Genomic DNA, 19,136 nt, shown 5'->3' with positions numbered 1-19,136 from the left:
GAAGCAATAAGCCCGAAAGCCAGTCTATATACAAAAAGCCACCAGAAATTAATCTTGGTGGCTTTGGCATGGTTTTATGTTGGTATTTTTGGTCTAGTCCAATACCCCAGGATCTCCAAGTTTACCCACAAACAAAAGCGCTCCACTGCTGTTCTCCTGAATAAAAAAGACAAAGGGCTTGTCCAGACTAAAAATCCTTGGTTGGGAAGGACCTGCACTGGTTAACTCGATTTCCACCACAGTGGCCGCAGCAGCTTCTGTACCTTTTTCACTGACTTCAATAACCGCCTCGTGAATCACCCTACTGATCGCCATTGGTGCGGTTGGATTCACAAAGAGCTTACTGAAATTAATAGGACTGGGCACAAATGGTTTTACCAAACCTAAATTCTGTAGCTGTTCTTTCAAATTGTCTATTCTATACCCCATCTTAAACTTGGGCATCTTTAGGATAAAATTTGAGGTATCCGCATTGGCTCTAAAATGCTCGAGGTCTTCCAAAGTAAAAGCCTCCATCTTATTGTCCAATTCAAAATCCTTATCCATGATTACACCCATGGTATACTGCCCGGTGCTATATGGGATTTCCAGGTACTCCAATGCGCCATCAGCGTAATACCTCAACCCGGCCGGAGAAGACATTTCCATCATGTCCACTTCTACTTCCTGACCCGAAGCGGTATAAAAAGGTGCTTTCTTCGTATTACCAACATCAAAACGATACTTCCAATCCGCTTTAAAATAGATTGCATTAACCAAGTACATGGCTGCATCCGGAGAAACTGCGTCAAGCATATCTTTGATCATCCCATTGGTATTGTTTTCGATCCACTGATTAATTATGTCCTTGGATTGTGGGTTGGACATGTCCAGGCTCGCAATCTCTGCACTGAAACTGTCCCTGACATCTGCTGCAAACTCCTGATTCAATTCCAAGCCCTGCCTGTACCAAATGGCATTGGCGATAGCCAACCTCACCTTGGGATCAAGTGCCAACAAATAATTGGTCAGAGACTTTGCTGCTTGATTCGCTTCTTCCAATTCCATCCCCTCAAATCTCAAAACCCGCATGAATTCTGCCTCAATCTCGCCCTCATTGCCATTCATGGCCATGGCGAGTGCCTGATGCACACTGTAGGGACTAAAAAACTGATTGACATCCTCCTTCTTCTGAAGTTCATGAAACAAATCGAAGGCAAACTGGGAGCTGCTCAAAACCATCTCTTGCTCCTGAACCTGCAAAGGCCGGATATTGGGCTTAAGGTCGATCTCCTCCTCTTCACCCCAGTTACAAGCGGTAAATACGAATAAACAGAACAAAGCAGTAGATATTTTCATGATTTTTGGAATTTATTTATCACCTATACGGAAAGCTGTGAGGAAATGCTACAATGAAAATTGAAAAAACCAAAATAGTCTTCCAATTCCGGATTGAAATAACTAATTCCCCCTTTCAAAAGGGGGATTTTGGTTTTTTAGGATTTACGAGTACGTTCCTGATTTAACATTTCAACAGTACCTATAAATTCTAAAAATTCAGCGTTAAAACACATTGGCTGAAACTTCCCCAAGGGGGATTTAAACGGCCTTTAGCTAGATTTCACTTTTACTCCTTTTCGAACCTGACCACCAGGTACCTGAAAACTCCCTCATCATAATCAGCATGAAACTGGTTATTTCTAGAAAGGTACAAGCCATCTTCCCTGACAAAATAATTGTTGCCAACATAAACTTCGAAAGCGTCAAAAGTATGTTCAGCCAATAAATTAAGTTCTTTGTCCAAAACCATGATACCGGTGTAGGGGCGGTGATAGTTCAGCCTGTTTAAATCTTCATCTGAAGCCTCCGGGTCATATTCTACTGCCGGTGTGGTGACCCTATAAAAAACATCTCTAAAAGGATCATAAATCAGGGCACCATATTGGTCATATTTTATCCTTCCTTCCAAAGCTGCCCTAGGATTAGGTGCCATTTCATTTACATAATGAAAATTATTGACCGTTTCAGATTTAACCTGTTTCCTATTGATAACCTTACCCGATTTCGTGTCAAAAACTTGGATTTCATGATCATGCAAGGCCGCAATATAAATTTTATCGGCTCTTTTTGCCCAGGAATACCCGCTGATCTTTTTCCCCTTTCCCCAATAGTCTTCCCTGTAAAAAACATCATACCACTGCGCGGTATCCTCTAATATATCATAACTGTATACCAGCTGGTGCTTTTGAATGTCCGCCTTATCCATGTCATGATGCCCCATAAAAAGTGGCTGCGCACCATATACCTCATTACCTATTTGGTAAAGCGGGGTTCCCGAGGAAACACCTATATGAGAAACAGGGAAAAGTGAATTTTCAATGGACTTTTCTAGTTGAACCTCCCCTTCAAAATTGATTAGCTTTATTCCTGGAGGTGCTCTTTTAACAATCCAAATGGAGTCTTCAGCAGTGAGTACTCCACCCGAAAATGGCTTGACGCTATTGGGGCCTTCTAAATATAAGGGGACCTCTTTCACCAACTTTCCCTCAGGATAGGAATAAAATTGGTATATTTTTTTAAAATAATTGTATAGAAATATTTGAGAACCCGAATCAGTTTCCAAAAACTGAATATGCCCCGGATTGACAGGTACCAGACTGTCCGTTTCAAAAGTAATTTCATCCACAACTTTCAATTTCAGTTCCCCTTTCTCATTGTTATTCTGGCAGGCAATAAACAAGAGGGGTAGTACTAGACAATAGCAAAACAGATTCCATTTCATAAAACACATTTGTTAACCTTCAATCTAAAACTAAAAAAATAATTGTCTCTTTGCAATATTCACCTCACTTCATCTTTGAATATGAACCCTTTGTTGGGCAAAAATGCGTTCAGGCATGCCATTACTTAATAGGACTTCCTGGAACGCTCAATCAAACCAGGTCAAAACTTAATTTAACCCGATAGTATTTGCATAATTAAGATTAAATTAGAAGATTAAGCCCTTCATTAGCAATAAACCCTACATTAATTATGGAAAGAAGACAATTTTTAAAGCTTGGTGGCCTTGGTTCCGTCGCTTTATTTTCCGGAATACCTTTTTCAAGCCACGCTCGATCTGATTTCAAAATCAAAAAAATCCGCTATTATGCTGCCCCAGGTTATAACAAGCCTCTTTTTAATCAGGCCAGAGGCATCGTAGAAATAGAAACAGATTCCGGATTAATCGGGATCGGCGAGGGCGGCACCCCTGACATGGTCAAGCAATGTGCTGAAATGCTTATCGGCGAAGACCCATTCAGAATCGAACACCTTTGGCAATACCTTTATAGAGGAATGTTCTACCCTCCCGGCCGTGAGAAGCTCCATGGAGTGGGCGCCATAGAAATGGCACTATGGGACCTTAAAGGCAAAGCTTTGGGAGTTCCTGTTTACGAATTATTGGGTGGGAAAACACGTAATTATGTAGAATGCTATGCCACTGGATTCCGCAAAAGCAATGCTTCAACAATGGAAGGCCAGGCACAGGACTGTCTTGAAGCAGGGCTAAGGTGTTATAGAATAGGCCCTACCGGTGGCAATGGGGACTTGCCTTTTGATTTTTATGAAAATAGTAAAAAAACCATTGAAACTTGTCAAAGGCTAGATAAAGCTGTGGGCGGAAGTGGGAATTGGGCCATTGACCTACACACCCGCTTTGATACGACAGAAGCGATAAAAATCTGTGATGCGCTGGAAGAATTGGAACCCTATTTTGTTGAGGACATCATCCGATCTGAAAATCCTGAAGTTTACCGGACCATCAGAAACATGACCAAAGTGCCCATAGCAGTGGGAGAGCAATTTGGCGATCGCTGGGACAGCAATGTGCTGATGGAAAACCACTTGATAGATTACAGCAGGGTCACCCTACCAAATACGGGAGGGATTAGCGAAATAAAGAAAATAATAGCGATTGGGGAGACCCATTATGTTGGCATCATTCCACATTTTACCGGCCCGCTTTCTACAGCCGCACTTGTGCATGTCTTGGGATCCTCCAGCCCCACCCGATGCATGATAGAATTGGCAGGCGGAGAACCTGAGAAACCCACTTATTTTAATGAGGATTTTATTGATTTCAGGGAGGGTAAAATTCATCTGAATGACCGTCCCGGGCTTGGTGTGATTTTCTCCCCAGAAAAAGCATCGCTTTTGTTTGAGGTCACAAAAAACACCGAGTTTACGCATCCCTACCTAAAAAGCCCTGATGGCGCCATTCACAATTGGTAGGAAATGGTTTTAAGTAATCAAAGAACTTAAGATTTTGGCGGTATTGTTGATTTTTTCTGCAACAATACTGACAAAATCACAACCTAGGTTTCATTCTTCAATGGTTTTAGTATTCCATTTCCATTGTTATCGCTTAATATACTCCCTATGGTAATATTAACGGCAAAACTCAACGAATCCCAAAAACCCTGTAGGGGTGTCATTTTTGTAGCCAAGGCTGTGAAGCCTTGGTCAAAACGATAAGAACAACCCGATTTTGGCGGTATTGTTGCTTTTTTTTCTGCAACAATACTGACAAAATCATTTAATGCGTATTTCCTAAACCACGGTTATACCTCTGGCTGTGATATTTCGGGCTGTGGGCTTGTGTTTTTATTTTTTATTAGAGCCCTGTATTCTAATATCTACCAGCGATAGGTGAAGCCCATCGTTAAAAGACATACGATTTTAGCATTATAGCCTATGGTAATATTGACGGCAATGCTCAACGAATCCCAAAAACCCCATAGGGGTGTCATTTTTGTAGCCAAGGCTGTTAAGCCTTGGTCAAAACGATAAGAACAACCCGATTTTGGCGGTATTGTTGCTTTTTTTCTGCAACAATGCTGACAAAATCATTTAATGCGTATTTCCTGAGCCACGGTTACACCTATGACTGTGATATTTCGGGCTGTCGGCTTGTGTTTTTATTTTTTATAAGAGCCCTATATTCTAAATATCTACCAGCGATGGGTGAAGCCCATCGTTAAAAGACATACGATTTTAGCATTATTGCCTAAGATAATATTGGCGGCAATACTCAACGAATCCCAAAAACCCCATAGGGGTGTCATTTTTGTAGCCAAGGCTGTGAAGCCTTGGTCAAAACGATAAAAACAACCCGATTTTGGCGGTATTGTTGCTTTTTTTTCTGCAACAATGCTGACAAAATCATTTAATGCGTATTTCCTGAGCCACGGTTATACCTATGACTGTGATATTTCGGGCTGCCGGCTTGTGTTTTTATTTTTTATTAGAGCCCTGTAATCTAATATCTACCAGCGATAGGTGAAGCCCATCGTTAAAAGACATACGATTTTACAAGCCCTGGAAGGGTGACATAATATTCTCTTTGCACAAATCAACAAATTGTAGGTCTCGGTTTCTATTTGAATCCTGTAACAAGGGCTTCGCTTTACATTAGGATGGGCAACCTTCGGAGCTTGGAATTTCTCCCCGCTTTTTATCGCCCTTACAGGAATTGGTGCTCAAGTCACAATTGGTATTACACCCTTTCCTTGGGTACTTTGAATTACCCAATAAACTTTCTACCTGTATTGAATATTTTCGTAGGATCTGAAAAAATGAAAACTATGGGCGCATGCCAATGGTCAGAAAAAGGTAAGATATGATTGGCATTATAGCCTATGGTAATATTGTCGGCAATGCTCAACGAATCCCAAAAACCCTGTAGGGGTGTCATTTTTGTAGCCAAGGCTGTGAAGCCTTGGTCAAAACGATAAAAACAACCCGATTTTGGCGGTATTGTTGCTTTTTTTTCTGCAACAATACTGACAAAATCATTTAATGCGTATTTCCTAAACCACGGTTATACCTCTGGTTGTGATATTTCGGGCTGTGGACTTGTGTTTTTATTTTTTATTAGAGCCCTGTATTCTAATATCTACCAGCGATAGGTGAAGCCCATCGTTAAAAGACATACGATTTTAGCATTATTGCCTAAGATAATATTGACGGCAATGCTCAACGAATCCCAAAAACCCCATAGGGGTGTCATTTTTGTAGCCAAGGCTGTTAAGCCTTGGTCAAAACGATAAAAACAACCCGATTTTGGCGGTATTGTTGCTTTTTTTTCTGCAACAATGCTGACAAAATCATTTACCGTATTTCCTGAGCCACGGTTACACCTATGACTGTGATATTTCGGGCTGTCGGCTTGTGTTTTTATTTTTTATAAGAGCCCTATATTCTAAATATCTACCAGCGATAGGTGAAGCCCATCGTTAAAAGAAATACGATTTTAGCATTATTGCCTAAGGTAATTTTGGCGGCAATGCTCAACGAATCCCAAAAACCCTGTAGGGGTGAAATTTTTGTAGCCAAGGCTGTGAAGCCTTGGTCAAAACGATAAAAACAACCCGATTTTGGCAGTATTGTTGCTTTTTTTTCTGCAACAATGCTGACAAAATCATTTAATGCGTATTTCCTGAGCCACGGTTACACCTATGACTGTGATATTTCGGGCTGTCGGCTTGTGTTTTTATTTTTTGTAAGAACCCTATATTCTAAATATCTACCAGCGATGGGTGAAGCCCATCGTTAAAAGACATACGATTTTAGCATTATAGCCTATGGTAATATTGGCGGCAATACTCAACGAATCCCAAAAACCCCATAGGGGTGTCATTTTTGTAGCCAAGGCTGTGAAGCCTTGGTCAAAACGATAAAAACAACCCGATTTTGGCGGTATTGTTGCTTTTTTTTCTGCAACAATACTGACAAAATCCCGACCGGAGATCGCTGACCTAACATTCCTTTTCAACAGAACCTAAGCCCCATTAAATTAAGGACTTAATTATTTCAATCAAATCACATATAACTTTTAGTACAATAGATTATTTGATTAACAATGTTTTTGGAATAAATATTCGAATTTAATTCATAATTTAATATAAGTAAATTTCTATTTTTTCTATAGAATAATTCTTCAAAAATTAATTAATACACCATATTAATTCTTACAAATACATTTTAACAATCATAAATTGTTTGTTTTAATGAATACTAATATATTGGGTAATTAATTAATAAAGCTTATAGCAAAATAAACATAAATATAGAACACTTTAACAGCTATAAAAAGTACTTATTTTAAATTTTAGAATTATAAAGCATCTAAAATCTAATTAAATATTTATTTTATGCATTCATATAGGTTCATAAATATGTTTTTTGCTATAGCTATTTAATATTATTCAACCCAAAACAACCTAAATTATGAAAAACAAAGTACTTTTGCTTTTTCTGACAATGATTTGGTATGGCCAGATCTACGCCCAGAACAATAGTATTTCTGGAACAGTGACAGATGCTAATGAGGAGCCCATTCCAGGGGCCAGCATCATGATTAGTGGCACCTCACAAGGAACCGTCTCAGACATTGACGGGAAATTCACCTTAAACGCAGCACCGAATTCGACCTTAATTTTTTCCTTTATAGGCTACGAATCTCAATCCATTGATATCCAAAACAGAACAACCATTAACGTAACGTTAAACATAAATGACATTGGTCTGGAGGAAGTAGTGGTAACCGCATTGGGTATAAAAAGAGAAGCCAAAACACTGGGATTCTCTACCACCACTCTGGATGGTGAACTGGTTTCAGATAACAGAACGCCAAATTTCGCCGATGCGCTTCAAGGTAAAATCGCTGGTGTAAACATCTCATCAATGTCCACCGGCCCAGGAGGCACAAGTAAAATCCGAATAAGAGGCCAGTCTTCCTTCAGTGGACAAAACAACCCACTGGTAGTAATTAACGGGGTCCCTATGGACAATTCCAATTATTCTCTTGGCGGCAATTTTGGTGATCGCCAATTGAATAACTCAGATGGTGGAGACGGATTGCTAAGCATTAACCCTGATGACATTGAAACATTAACCGTCTTGAAAGGAGCGACCGCCGGAGCATTGTATGGATCCCGAGCCAAAGATGGTGTCATCATGATCACCACCAAAAGCAAAAACGCAAGTAAGGGCCTCGGGGTAGAAATCAACTCCAACTTTACGTCCGACACACCGCTTGACTTTACAGATTTTCAATACGAATATGGACAGGGAGAAGGAGGTGTAAGGCCTACTACCGCCTACCCTACCTCAGGTGTCTGGAGTTTCGGAGAGAAATTTGAACCCGGAATGACCCAGATTCTTTTTGACAACGAAGAATGGCCCTACGAACCTGTATATGACCGAATCAAACAATTTTACAACACAGGTACCAACTGGACCAATACGGTAACAGTGGCCAATAGTGGAGACAATGGAGGTTTTAGCCTATCATTTGCCAACACTGACAACAAAAGCATTGTCCCTAACTCAGAATTAAACCGAAAAACCATCAACCTTGGCTTTTCTCAAAACATCACGCCTAAGCTTACGGCTTCTGGAAATGCCAATTATTCCCATGAGGCAAACCAGAATCCTCCTCAGGTCAATGCCCAGGATTTCTCTTCGGCAACCGTGATCATGACTCTGGCCAATTCCATGCCTTTTGAGGCATTGAGAAACAACATCACCTACCCCAATGGAGATGAAATAGTAATGGCAAGATTCCTCGTAAGGAACAATCCTTACTACTCCACCTCTAAGCGATTTGACAATGTGAAAAGAGACCGTCTTATTGGCAATGTATCCCTTAATTACCAATTCACTCCCTGGCTATATGCTATGGGTCGCCTCTCCATGGATTTTTATGTCAGAGACAATGACTACAACACCCCCAATGGTTATGCCCCTATACCTCCTGCACCTGCAGGTTTTGTAAATGGTAGCTACACACAGGACACCAGAAGATTCAGGGAAACCAACCATGACTTCTTAATTGGTGCAAACCGCGGTTTTGGGGATTTCAATATCGACCTGACCTTCGGTGGAAACCAGCGCTATGTAAGGATGGATTACAACAGTGTGGCCGTAAAAGATTTTGTGATCCCTAACCTGTACACCGTTATGAACGGCAGGGTAAAAGATCCTTTGTACAGCCTTTCTGAAAAAAAGATCAACTCCTTGTATGGACTGGGTGAATTCTCTTATAAAGAATGGCTTTTCCTTAATTTAACAGCCAGAAACGATTGGTTTTCGACTTTAGCGCCAGCCAACAGGAGCATCATGTACCCTTCTGCCGCAACAAGCTTCGTGTTTTCACAAGCTTTCCAAAACCTTCCCGAGTGGTTGTATTTCGGCAAATTAAGAGTTGCTTATGCAGAAGTGGGAGATGACAATGTTTCCCCCTATTCCAATGCGCTATTTTATGCGGTGGACAATAACCTTTTCCCAAATCCCGACGGACTTCCTTCTCCTCTAGGCAGGGTCAATGCCAGCACAGTACCCAACACCAACTTAAAACCACTAAGGGTACAAGAGACTGAGATCGGAATGGAACTTAGGTTATTTGACGAGAAAATCAATTTTGATTTTGCTTATTACCACAAAATCACCAACGATCAAATTCTTGCCACACAGATCTCAGATGCTTCCAGCTTCACCAATCAATTGGTAAATATTGGCCGAAGCATGAATAAGGGACTGGAAGTTCTGGTATCGGGCTCCCCTCTTCGCACCCAGGATTTCCGCTGGGACGCCAGTGTCAATGCCACTTACAATACCTCAGAGGTATTACAACTAGGTGTATCTGAAGCCGACACCATGATCACCGTTAGCTCTGGAGGAGGAAGAATTCTCCGCCAGGTGGTAGGTCAGCCTATCGGTCAACTTTACACCTTTACCTATTTGAGGGATGACCAAGGCAGAATGGTTTTTGATGAAAACAGTGGGCGACCTCTCCGCAATGATGAGCCTCAAAATATGGGCTCTGTTTTGCCTAAATACTTTGGGGGAATCTCTAACACTTTCACCTATAAAGGATTGAGTTTATACGCCTTGATTGACTTCAAACTTGGACACAAGATGATCGCAGGTAGAAACCAAAACTTCCTACGACATGGATTACATAAAAACACCCTTGATGGCAGAGACCAGGGCTATGTGGTGGGTGATGGTGTCAACCCTAACGGAGAAATCAATACCACTCAATCTTTGATTCAGCCTTTCTACGAAACCACAAACGTATTGGGAATCAATGAAGATTGGGTGAGCAATGCCGGTTTCTGGAAGCTTCGTCAGGTTTCACTGAGCTACGATTTCAGTAAACACCTACCTGACAAACTCTTCATCAAGCAATTGCGCCTAAGTGGTGTAGCGAACAATGTGCTGATCCTGAAAAAATGGACCCAAAACATGGATCCGGAAAACGTTTCTGTAACCTCTGACAATGCCAATGGCATGGATTTCTGGCCTGCCTTACCACCTACCAGAAGTCTGGGATTTAACCTAAACGCAAAATTTTAAAACCATGAAAAAGCTAACAAAATACCTTTTGAGCCTGGTTATGGCAGTGGGATTTTTCAGTTGTGATGAGAAATTTGACGAAATCAATACCAATCTGGTTGACCCTACTACTTTAAACCCACTATTCTTACTTAATCAGGGAATTCTTGACATGCGCTACAGAGATGGTGTAAGCTCCTTGCAAGACCTCTCCTATAATTTTGGAATTGTACAACAAATCATCACTCCTTTTGGCAGCTCCCTTGCCGGCGCCAATTACAACCAATTGAACCTGTCCAATTCTCAACATATATGGACGAACACCTATAGAAATGTCCTGAAGAATACGGTAGATGCGGTAGAAAAAAGCAAGGTGGATCCAGAAAATACCAACCTGTATCATTCCGCGAGGATTTGGAAAGCCTATGCATTCATGGTATTGACTGACACCTATGGTGACATCCCTTATTTTGAAGGAGCCAAAGGTTTCATAGAGCAAATAGTCACGCCAAAATACGACAGTCAGGAAACCATTTACATGGACCTACTGAAGGAACTGGAAGAAGCCACAGCAGGCTTAGACTCCTCCAAACCAACTTCCACAAGTGAGATCCTGTATGGTGGTGATCCTTTGAAATGGAAGAAATTCGGCTACTCTTTGATGCTGCGCGCCGCCATGCGCCTAACTAAAGTCGACCCCTCCACTGCAGAAACCTACGTAGGAAAAGCCGTAGCGGGAGGCTTGATTTCTTCCAATGACGAAAATGCAGTACTTCGCAATACGTCCATCTTTAACAACTACATAGGCGTGCATTTGGGTGCAAGGGAAAAGGCCAATTATTACCTAACCGAACCATTTGTAAATCACCTTAAAGACAATGAGGACCCCAGACTGGTATCCATTGCCATCAGACATGTGGGCGCTACTAATGGCCCTAGTCAAACAATAAGTCGAATAACCAGGGACCCGGACCTACAAATCGGCATGCCCATGGGCCACGACGATGTCTCCATCAACAGTGTTTCAGCTGAAACTGGTGTCGTTAGTCTTTGGGATTATACACAGGCAAATATTTATACGGTGTTAAAAGTAGACTCTCCCCAGTTTTTCCTTACTTATTCCCAAAACCAACTGCTTCTGGCAGAGGCAGCCGTTAGAGGATGGATACAAGGCGATGCCTCCACCTACTACGAAGAAGGGATAAGGGCAAACATGGAACAGATGGCTTTGTATGATGTAGAGGCTACTGTTTCGGAGCAGGATGCTGAAACTTATATCACCAACCATCCACTAGAAAGTGAAATGGCATTGGAACAGATCAACACTGAATATTGGATTTCCGCCTTCCTGGACGGATCAGAGTTATTTGCCAATTTCAGAAGAAGTGGCTATCCAATCCTGGAAGCCAACCCCTATGCCGGCTCTGAAATCACTGGAGATTTTATTAGGAGCATGCCTTATCCTGATTCGGAAACCGTGGTTAACAGGTCCAATTTGCAGGAAGCAATCAGCAGACAAGGACCCAATAACCTGGACCGAAGGGTTTGGTGGGACCAACCTTAAGCAGATAGGGTACTTGTCTGAAAAAGACAGGTACCCTTCTTTTTTCAAAAATCTAAGACTTATTCCACAGATGGCTTTTAATAGTTTAATTTGTGTACTAAATTCTAACTTTCTTTTTGCGCCTTACAATTCAAAAAAAGAAGAATATTACATAAGCGTACCCATTTATTACCCAATGGAAAAATTATAATGTTGGATTTTTTAGATGCATGTTTAAATAGTCAAAAATCCCTGAATCAGTCTGTCTTGGCATGGAACGAAATTACAAACCACTGTTCCAAAACATTCATGGCAAGGATTCCAGCCTAAGAAATTTTAAAAAACGAACAACACATAAAACTAAGACTTAAACAATAACCCGATAATCGATGAAAAAAAGCGACAAAATAGTCAGAAAAAAGCCTGCTTCAGGCCTTGTGACAAGAAGGAATGCCATCCAATCAGTACTAGGACTGGCAGGAACGAGCTTACTTCTTCCAATTTCTTCTTATGCTGAAAAACCTACCCCTACCAACTTTAAGGCAGGTGAAGTAAGAATCACCAAACTGGAAACATTTTTAGTGAAACCACGCTGGATTTTTCTCAAAATTCATACAGATGCTGGTGTATTTGGATTGGGTGAACCATTACTGGAAGGTCGCGCACTAACCATACAGACCGCCATTAAAGAATTAGAACCTTACCTCATAGGCAAGGACCCAAGACATGTAGTGCATCACTGGCAAGCGATTTACCGCCATGCCTTTTATAGAGGAGGTCCCATCTTGACATCCGCACTTAGCGGGATAGACCATGCACTCTGGGACATCAAAGGCAAATTACTCGGCGTGCCTGTGTATGAGCTTTTTGGAGGACCTACCCGAGACAGGGTAAGAATTTACGGCCGTGCTTCCAATGCCGAAGACATGAAAAAGAGGAAGCAGGAAGGTTATACCGTCATCAAAACCGGCGTAGCAAAAAAACAGCCTGCAAGGATAGTGGAGAACCCAGCTTTTATCCAATATGCTTCAGACAATTTTGCTTCCCTTCGAGAAGCTGGTGGACCGGAGATGGATATTGGCATTGATTTTCACGGATCCATCTCCCCACAAACAGCCAAGGTCCTTATCAAAGAATTGGAACAATACCAACCTATGTTCATTGAAGAACCTTGCCAGGCTCAAAATGTGGATGTGATGGCAGAAATTGCCAGAGGTACCCATCTGCCCATCGCTACAGGAGAAAGAATTTTCACCAAATGGGGTTTCAGGGAAATTTTAGAAAAGGGCGCAGCAAGCATTGTTCAGCCGGATCTTTGCCATGCTGGCGGATTAACAGAGGGAAGATTGATTGCCGGAATGGCAGAAGCTTATTACGCCGCCATTGCGCCGCACAATCCAATGGGACCTATTTCTCTGGCCTGTGGCCTGCATTTGGCAGCGAGTGTGCCTAACTTCCTGGTACAGGAGCAAGTCACACTGGGAGAAGGCTACTTAAAAACACCTTTCAAACTTGAATCTGACGGAACGGTACTGATCCCCAAAGGTCCAGGATTAGGCATAGAACTAGACGAAGATGCCCTACAAGACAAATTAGGACATGACTGGACCAATCCTCAATCCTATGACCCAAGGGACGGGTCAGTAGTGGACTGGTAGAAATCGCCAACCAAGGAATATTAATAAAACCGATAAATCATATAGTTGATAAAAAATGAAAGTAAAGGAAAATTACACCAGAAGAAATTTACTCAAAGGCCTGGGATTAGGAACCATGGCAGGAATGCTTGGCGTATTGCCTAATGCCAAGGCTGAAACAGTAAAGGAGAAACCAGCCTATCTCAATGGCCTCCCCCCTTTAACAATCACCAATGTGAAAGCCATAGGCCTTGCTCCGAGTGGCTCCAACCTGATCGTAATAAAAGTAGAAACTTCAGAGCCTGGTCTTTATGGCTTGGGTTGCGCCACGTTCACCCAAAGGGCCTTTGCGGTGATCACCGCTATAGAAAAATACCTGAAGGATTTCTGTGTAGGCAAGGATGTTGACAATATCGAAGACATGTGGCAGTCAGTTTTTGTAAGTTCTTACTGGCGCAATGGTCCGGTGCTCAATAATGCCATTAGCGGAATTGACCAAGCCTTATGGGACATCAAAGGCAAGCGGGCCAATATGCCAGTATACCAATTGTTAGGTGGTAAATGCAGGTTTGCCATTCCATGTTATACCCATGCCAGTGGCAACACGCCGCAGGAGGCTGCAAATCAGGTGTCTTCCTTTATGGAGGAAGGCTACCGTTATGTAAGGATTCAACAAGGAGGCTATGGTGGCGCAGGAATCTCTGGCGAACCGGACTTTAAAAAGCAAGGTTTTGCCCGTGATACGGACCAATACATGGATCAGGGAAAATACAGAAAGGATGTTCCCAAGCTTTTTGAAACCGTAAGGAGGCAATGCGGTGAGGAAGTAGAGTTGCTGCATGACATTCATGAAAGACTGGACCCTATAGATGCCATTAATGTTATCAAAAGTGTGGAGCCTTATCATCCCTTCTTTATTGAGGATCCCTTCTCTCCAGAACAAATGGAATGGTTCAAACAATTGAGAAATGCCACGACTGTTCCTTTGGCCATGGGGGAATTGTTCAACAATATCAATGAATTCAAGGAGCCGATGACCAATCGTTTGTTTGATTATATCCGAATTCATATATCCCAGATTGGCGGTATCACTCCAGCGATGAAGGTTGCGCGCTTAGGTGAATTTTATGGCGTAAAAACTGCCTGGCATGGTCCGGGAGACGTTTCACCTGTAGGACATGCCGCCAATGCACACATTGACCTGGCCATCTGGAATTTCGGTATCCAGGAAGCTGCCAGGATATCGGATTTATCCAGAGAGATTTTCCCTGGATCACCTACGATGAAGGACGGTTATATGTGGGTAAATGAAGTCCCAGGTTTGGGCGTAGACATCAATGAAAAGTTGGCTGCAAAATATCCCATGCACACCAATTCCAGATGGACCGTAAGGAAATTTGATGGAACGATTATTAGGCCTTAAACAAATATCACGATTAACCAGCCCTCCAAGGGTTTTTGAACCCTTGGAGGGCTATTAAAATAGAAGCGAAAAATGCCCGATCCACGTATACCACTGGAGCCTGAACGTATGTATCACATCTGGACACACGCCACTGGAAACGAAAACCTATTCCGATCGAAGGAAAACTACCGTTATTTTCTCGAGAAATACACAAAATACATTTATCCGATTGGGGAAACATTCGCCTATTGCCTTATGCCCAATCACCTACACTTGATGATAAGGTTTCGAGGAGAGAAAGAGCTGAAAAAAACAGAAGTCTTTCAAGGGAATTATACCAAAGCAGAGACAAACCTTTTCCTTAGTAAACAATTCTCCAATCTTTTCAACGGATACTCACAAGCCTTCAACAAAATGTTTAACCGCAAAGGCACTCTCTTTATTCCCCGTTTTCATCGAAAACTTATAGATTCGGACACCTATTTTACTGCCCTGATCGCCTATATCCATAATAACCCTGTACACCATGGGTTTGTAAAAGATCCTACAGATTGGCCACATAGTAGCTGGCATACCTATTTGAAAACGAAACCTACCAAACTGGCCAAAAAAGAAGGCCTTTCCTGGTTTGGGGGAACAGATGCTTTTTTCAGTTTTCATCAGGAGATGAAAAAAAGAGACGTTATTTTACAATTCGAAGATTAATCTTATTCAGAAATTTGTATGAGCTATAGCTATTTTGAGTTATAGTTATTCTTGGGAGATAAAAGGTAATCAGTGATCGATTAAGAGAATAATCACCACAGATCACAACATCACTAAATCACTAAATCACAGATCACCACATCCCTCCCTACCTAAAATACCCCCTATCAACCTGCAACTCCCCCAATAACGGATCGTTTATTTTTTGCATTTTGGCTAATATTTTTTGGTGAAGGGAATCAATGATTTCACGTACTTCATTACTTGGATCATGGATAAGGTTAATGTTTTCTTCAGGATCAAGGGCGATATGGTACAATTCATCCCGCTTGGGATCCATAAAGTCTCTGACCAGCTTCCACTCGGGTGTTCTGTAGCTTCTCAAAAAGGAGGTAGCGTAATTAACCATGCTGTACTCCGAATAAAAATCATTGTCCCAATTGGCAATCTTTTCTCCTTTGATCAAAGGCACAAGGCTTCGCCCTCTTAAAACATGTTCCTCTGCTGAAGGAAGCCCTACACCGGCCATTTCAAGAAGCGTAGGGTAAATGTCAAGCACAGAAATAGTCTCATCAATCTTTCGCCCTGCCGGCGCTACTCCTTTCCAATAAACAATAGCAGGAATCTTAAGAGAATTGTCGTATAAATTGGGTCGGTAACCAGCATTAATATTTTCGGTTTTATCAGGTATAGTCTTGGTGATCCATTTCCCATTGCCTTTGTGCTCTATGCCATTGTGCCCCATATTGTATCCATGATCGGATAGAAAAACAACAATGGTATTGTCAATTATGCCCATCTCCTCAAGCGTTGCCATGAGCCTGCCCACATTTCTATCCATACCTGCTGTACTCGCCAGATACTCTTTCATCTTTCTTTTGGTTTTATCAATGTCCAGATCAGGATAGCCAGGATTAGGAATGACTGGATCCATATTTTGAAATGGTGCCCAGTCCTCATCTGCCACCGGCAACCACTGGGAATGAGGCGCACGTGTATTGAAACACAATAAGAAAGGGGCATCCCTTGTCTCCTTTATAAAAGCCATGGCTTGGTCCGCCAATATATCTGTCGTCAATCCTTTAACGGTTTTCAACTCACCATTTATTTCCAATTCTGGATTCTCAGGAGTAGTCCCCCCACCAGGGAGCCCCATAAAGTAATCAAATCCATGATTTTTAGGATGATATTTCTCTCCTTCTTTAGTTGTCCAGTCCCCCAAATGCCATTTTCCCACCAGTCCAGTATGGTACCCGGCTTTTTGCAACATTTCAGCAAATGTGGTGCTTTTTGGGTCTAGCCCTGCATTTACATTTGGATCATACTGCAATACACTATGCGTGGGACTGACTATAAAATCCAAAATATTGTATTCACTTGCATAGCGCCCGGTCATAATGCTGGTCCGGGAAGGGCTGCACACAGGGGTAGTGGTAAAGGCATTGCGAAAAGTCACGCCTTTAGTGGCTAAATCATCTAAATTAGGGGTAAATGCATTGGGGTCACCAGAAGCACCAAAAGCCCATTGTGCCTGGTCATCTGTTAGAATAAATAAAATATTAGGCCTTTCGCCAGCTCCCTGAAAAGCGTAAGCCACCGAGGTGGACAAAAACAGATAAATTGCTGCAAAAACTATTTTGCCTCTTTTAGTGTACATTTTCTTTGGGTTATTGATTTACTCGTTGGTAGCCTTCTTTTTATAACATTCAAATCCACAATCCAAACAAGTCTAATAGTTGTTTTTGAAAAATTGGATTTTCCTTGCCAAATAAAAAGACGAAACATGGTTTATTATCAAAAACCAAGGTAAAAAAATTACCTGGAATTTTGCTTTAATAGTAGGACTTTGCCAATTAAAAAAACAATCCTTTTCCAAGCATAGTTGGCAATTAATCCTTCTATTTATAGCTTTGCACCATGCAGACCAAGCCTTTTAAATATGTGTTCAGATTGCAATACTTAGGTATCAGATACCATGGCTGGCAAGTGCAAAAAGGAGTGAAAACCATTCAGGGAACACTTGAAAGAACTTTTCGTTATGTACTGCAACATGAAGACTTTAATATCCTGGGGTCGAGCAGAACAGATACAGGGGTTTCTTGTCTTTATGGTGCCTTTGAGTTATTCTTGCCCCAGCCAATCAACCCTGAGGATTATATCAATGCATTGAATGAGAATTTACCTTCTGACATTAAAATATTGGGTGCCAACCAATCCACTTATTCATTTAATATCATTCAGGATGTAGCCAATAAAAGCTATGGGTATTATTTTGCTATTGGAGAAAAACCGCACCCTATGTATGCTGGCTCAGTGGCCTATGCCGGCTTGGAGGTTGATTTGAAAATCATGCAAGAAGGAGCGTCCCTACTAGAAGGAAAGCATGATTTTAGGAGATTCTGCACTCATGGCAAAAATACAGAGGACTTTATTAGGAATATCACTTACTCAAAGATCGAAAAGCCATCTGGAGACCATGCATTTTTACCCCAAAATGATGTCATGGTATTCAGGGTGATTGGGGACGGTTTTCTTATGCATCAAGTTAGAAGGATGGCTGCAGCGCTTTTAAGTTTGGGAAAAGGTGAAATAAGCTTGTCAGAAATTCAAAATGCACTGGAGAGTCCATTGAAAACACCATTGTGTGGAAAAGCGCCTGCTAATGGCTTGATTCTGGAAAACGTCTCCTTTACCAATGATTTATTTTGAATTTGACCCACTTTTATCTATCAGATAAACAGCAACTTAGACACTAATTACCTGTTCTTTTTAAAAGAAGGATTTCAAGAAGGCAGGAGCATTTACCTATACCAAAAAGAATTAATTCTGTCAAATTTGTAGGATTTCTTCCAAAGGTTTTTTTGTTTTTAGGATTTCAGATTACCTTCGTAACTTCATCGTCAAGAAGCAATACATTATGAGAACATGGTTTTTGTGTAAGGTAAAGTACGCCAAAGAAAATGAGGAGGGACTTCTCAAAAATGTCTCAGAACAATACCTAGTAGATGCAGTATCCTTTACAGAGGCTGAAGCCAGGATATATGACATGCTGGGCAGTGTCATCAGGGGAGATTTTCAGGTTACAAGCATCAGTAAAAGCAATATCGTAGATGTCTTTTTCTTCGAAGATGTGGATGTTTGGCACAAATGTAAAATCACTTATATTATAGCCGATGCAGACAGTGGCAAAGAGAAAAAAGTAACCCAGTTCATGCTGGTGACTGCTCACAATGTCAAAGAGGCTTATGATCGTATCTACGAAAGCCTGAACAATATGCTGGTAAGTTTCAATGTTCCGGATATTTCTGAAAGCCCAATTGTTGAAATATTCCCCTACGAGAAAGACGATGAAGAGCTAAACCCTGCCATCCCTTATAATTTGAAGCCTTTGGCAGAAGTAGAAAACCAAAGTGAGAATGTAGAGGAAAACTGACCTTAGAAAAGGTTTGCGCTCCTTCAGGGATCCGTGATTTACCACTAAATTTTA

Annotated in this window: 12 protein-coding genes; 8 read left to right on the top strand and 4 right to left on the bottom strand. The window is 41.5% G+C overall.

The window, feature by feature from the left end; translation table 11 throughout:
- Positions 1 to 93 precede the first annotated feature (93 nt).
- On the bottom strand, positions 94 to 1,338 hold the full coding sequence (locus tag AC0L7T_RS05760; protein ID WP_473341537.1) for a serpin family protein: 1,245 nt from the start codon (positions 1,336 to 1,338) through the stop codon (positions 94 to 96).
- Between the two features lie 268 nt (positions 1,339 to 1,606).
- On the bottom strand, positions 1,607 to 2,761 hold the full coding sequence (locus AC0L7T_RS05755) for a DUF4221 family protein (protein WP_473341536.1): 1,155 nt from the start codon (positions 2,759 to 2,761) through the stop codon (positions 1,607 to 1,609).
- A 251-nt stretch (positions 2,762 to 3,012) separates the two neighbouring features.
- Between AC0L7T_RS05755 and AC0L7T_RS05750 the strand changes: the two genes are divergently transcribed.
- A complete protein-coding gene (locus AC0L7T_RS05750) occupies positions 3,013 to 4,251 on the top strand; it encodes a mandelate racemase/muconate lactonizing enzyme family protein (RefSeq protein ID WP_473341534.1) in 1,239 nt (412 codons plus the stop codon).
- A 1,291-nt stretch (positions 4,252 to 5,542) separates the two neighbouring features.
- On the opposite strand, the gene AC0L7T_RS05745 is transcribed toward AC0L7T_RS05750, so the two are convergent.
- Entirely contained in the window at positions 5,543 to 5,713 is a 171-nt protein-coding gene (locus tag AC0L7T_RS05745; RefSeq protein WP_473341533.1) for a hypothetical protein, read from the bottom strand.
- A 1,535-nt stretch (positions 5,714 to 7,248) separates the two neighbouring features.
- On the opposite strand from AC0L7T_RS05745, the gene AC0L7T_RS05740 reads away from it, so the two are divergent.
- From AC0L7T_RS05740 to AC0L7T_RS05720, 5 genes are all read left to right on the top strand, one after another.
- Entirely contained in the window at positions 7,249 to 10,380 is a 3,132-nt protein-coding gene (locus AC0L7T_RS05740) for a SusC/RagA family TonB-linked outer membrane protein (protein WP_473341532.1), read from the top strand.
- A 4-nt stretch (positions 10,381 to 10,384) separates the two neighbouring features.
- A complete protein-coding gene (locus AC0L7T_RS05735; protein ID WP_473341531.1) occupies positions 10,385 to 11,923 on the top strand; it encodes a SusD/RagB family nutrient-binding outer membrane lipoprotein in 1,539 nt (512 codons plus the stop codon).
- Between the two features lie 368 nt (positions 11,924 to 12,291).
- Positions 12,292 to 13,560, top strand: a complete 1,269-nt coding sequence (gene dgoD / locus AC0L7T_RS05730) for a galactonate dehydratase (RefSeq protein WP_473341530.1) — start codon at positions 12,292 to 12,294, stop codon at positions 13,558 to 13,560.
- Between the two features lie 55 nt (positions 13,561 to 13,615).
- A complete protein-coding gene (locus tag AC0L7T_RS05725; protein WP_473341529.1) occupies positions 13,616 to 14,962 on the top strand; it encodes an enolase C-terminal domain-like protein in 1,347 nt (448 codons plus the stop codon).
- A 72-nt stretch (positions 14,963 to 15,034) separates the two neighbouring features.
- Entirely contained in the window at positions 15,035 to 15,649 is a 615-nt protein-coding gene (locus AC0L7T_RS05720) for a transposase (RefSeq protein ID WP_473341528.1), read from the top strand.
- 148 nt (positions 15,650 to 15,797) lie between these two features.
- Here AC0L7T_RS05720 and AC0L7T_RS05715 read toward each other — a convergent pair whose 3' ends face one another.
- Positions 15,798 to 17,306: a sulfatase family protein gene (locus AC0L7T_RS05715; protein WP_473341527.1), complete on the bottom strand. Its 1,509-nt coding sequence runs from the start codon at positions 17,304 to 17,306 to the stop codon at positions 15,798 to 15,800.
- Between the two features lie 260 nt (positions 17,307 to 17,566).
- Here AC0L7T_RS05715 and truA point away from each other — a divergent pair, with 260 nt between their 5' ends.
- Both truA and AC0L7T_RS05705 read left to right on the top strand, forming a co-directional pair.
- Complete coding sequence (truA, locus tag AC0L7T_RS05710) at positions 17,567 to 18,358, top strand: tRNA pseudouridine(38-40) synthase TruA (RefSeq protein ID WP_473341526.1); 792 nt, start codon at positions 17,567 to 17,569, stop codon at positions 18,356 to 18,358.
- A gap of 208 nt (positions 18,359 to 18,566) precedes the next feature.
- Positions 18,567 to 19,082 carry a DUF4494 domain-containing protein gene (locus AC0L7T_RS05705; RefSeq protein ID WP_473341524.1) on the top strand — a complete coding sequence of 172 codons (516 nt, stop codon included), beginning with the start codon at positions 18,567 to 18,569 and terminating at the stop codon, positions 19,080 to 19,082.
- The last annotated feature ends 54 nt before the right edge of the window (positions 19,083 to 19,136 follow it).

This window comes from Cyclobacterium sp. 10D3-21 (genome assembly GCF_055809755.1).
Note: the sequence above shows the minus strand (reverse complement) of the source record. Positions and strands in the feature narration are given on the sequence as shown.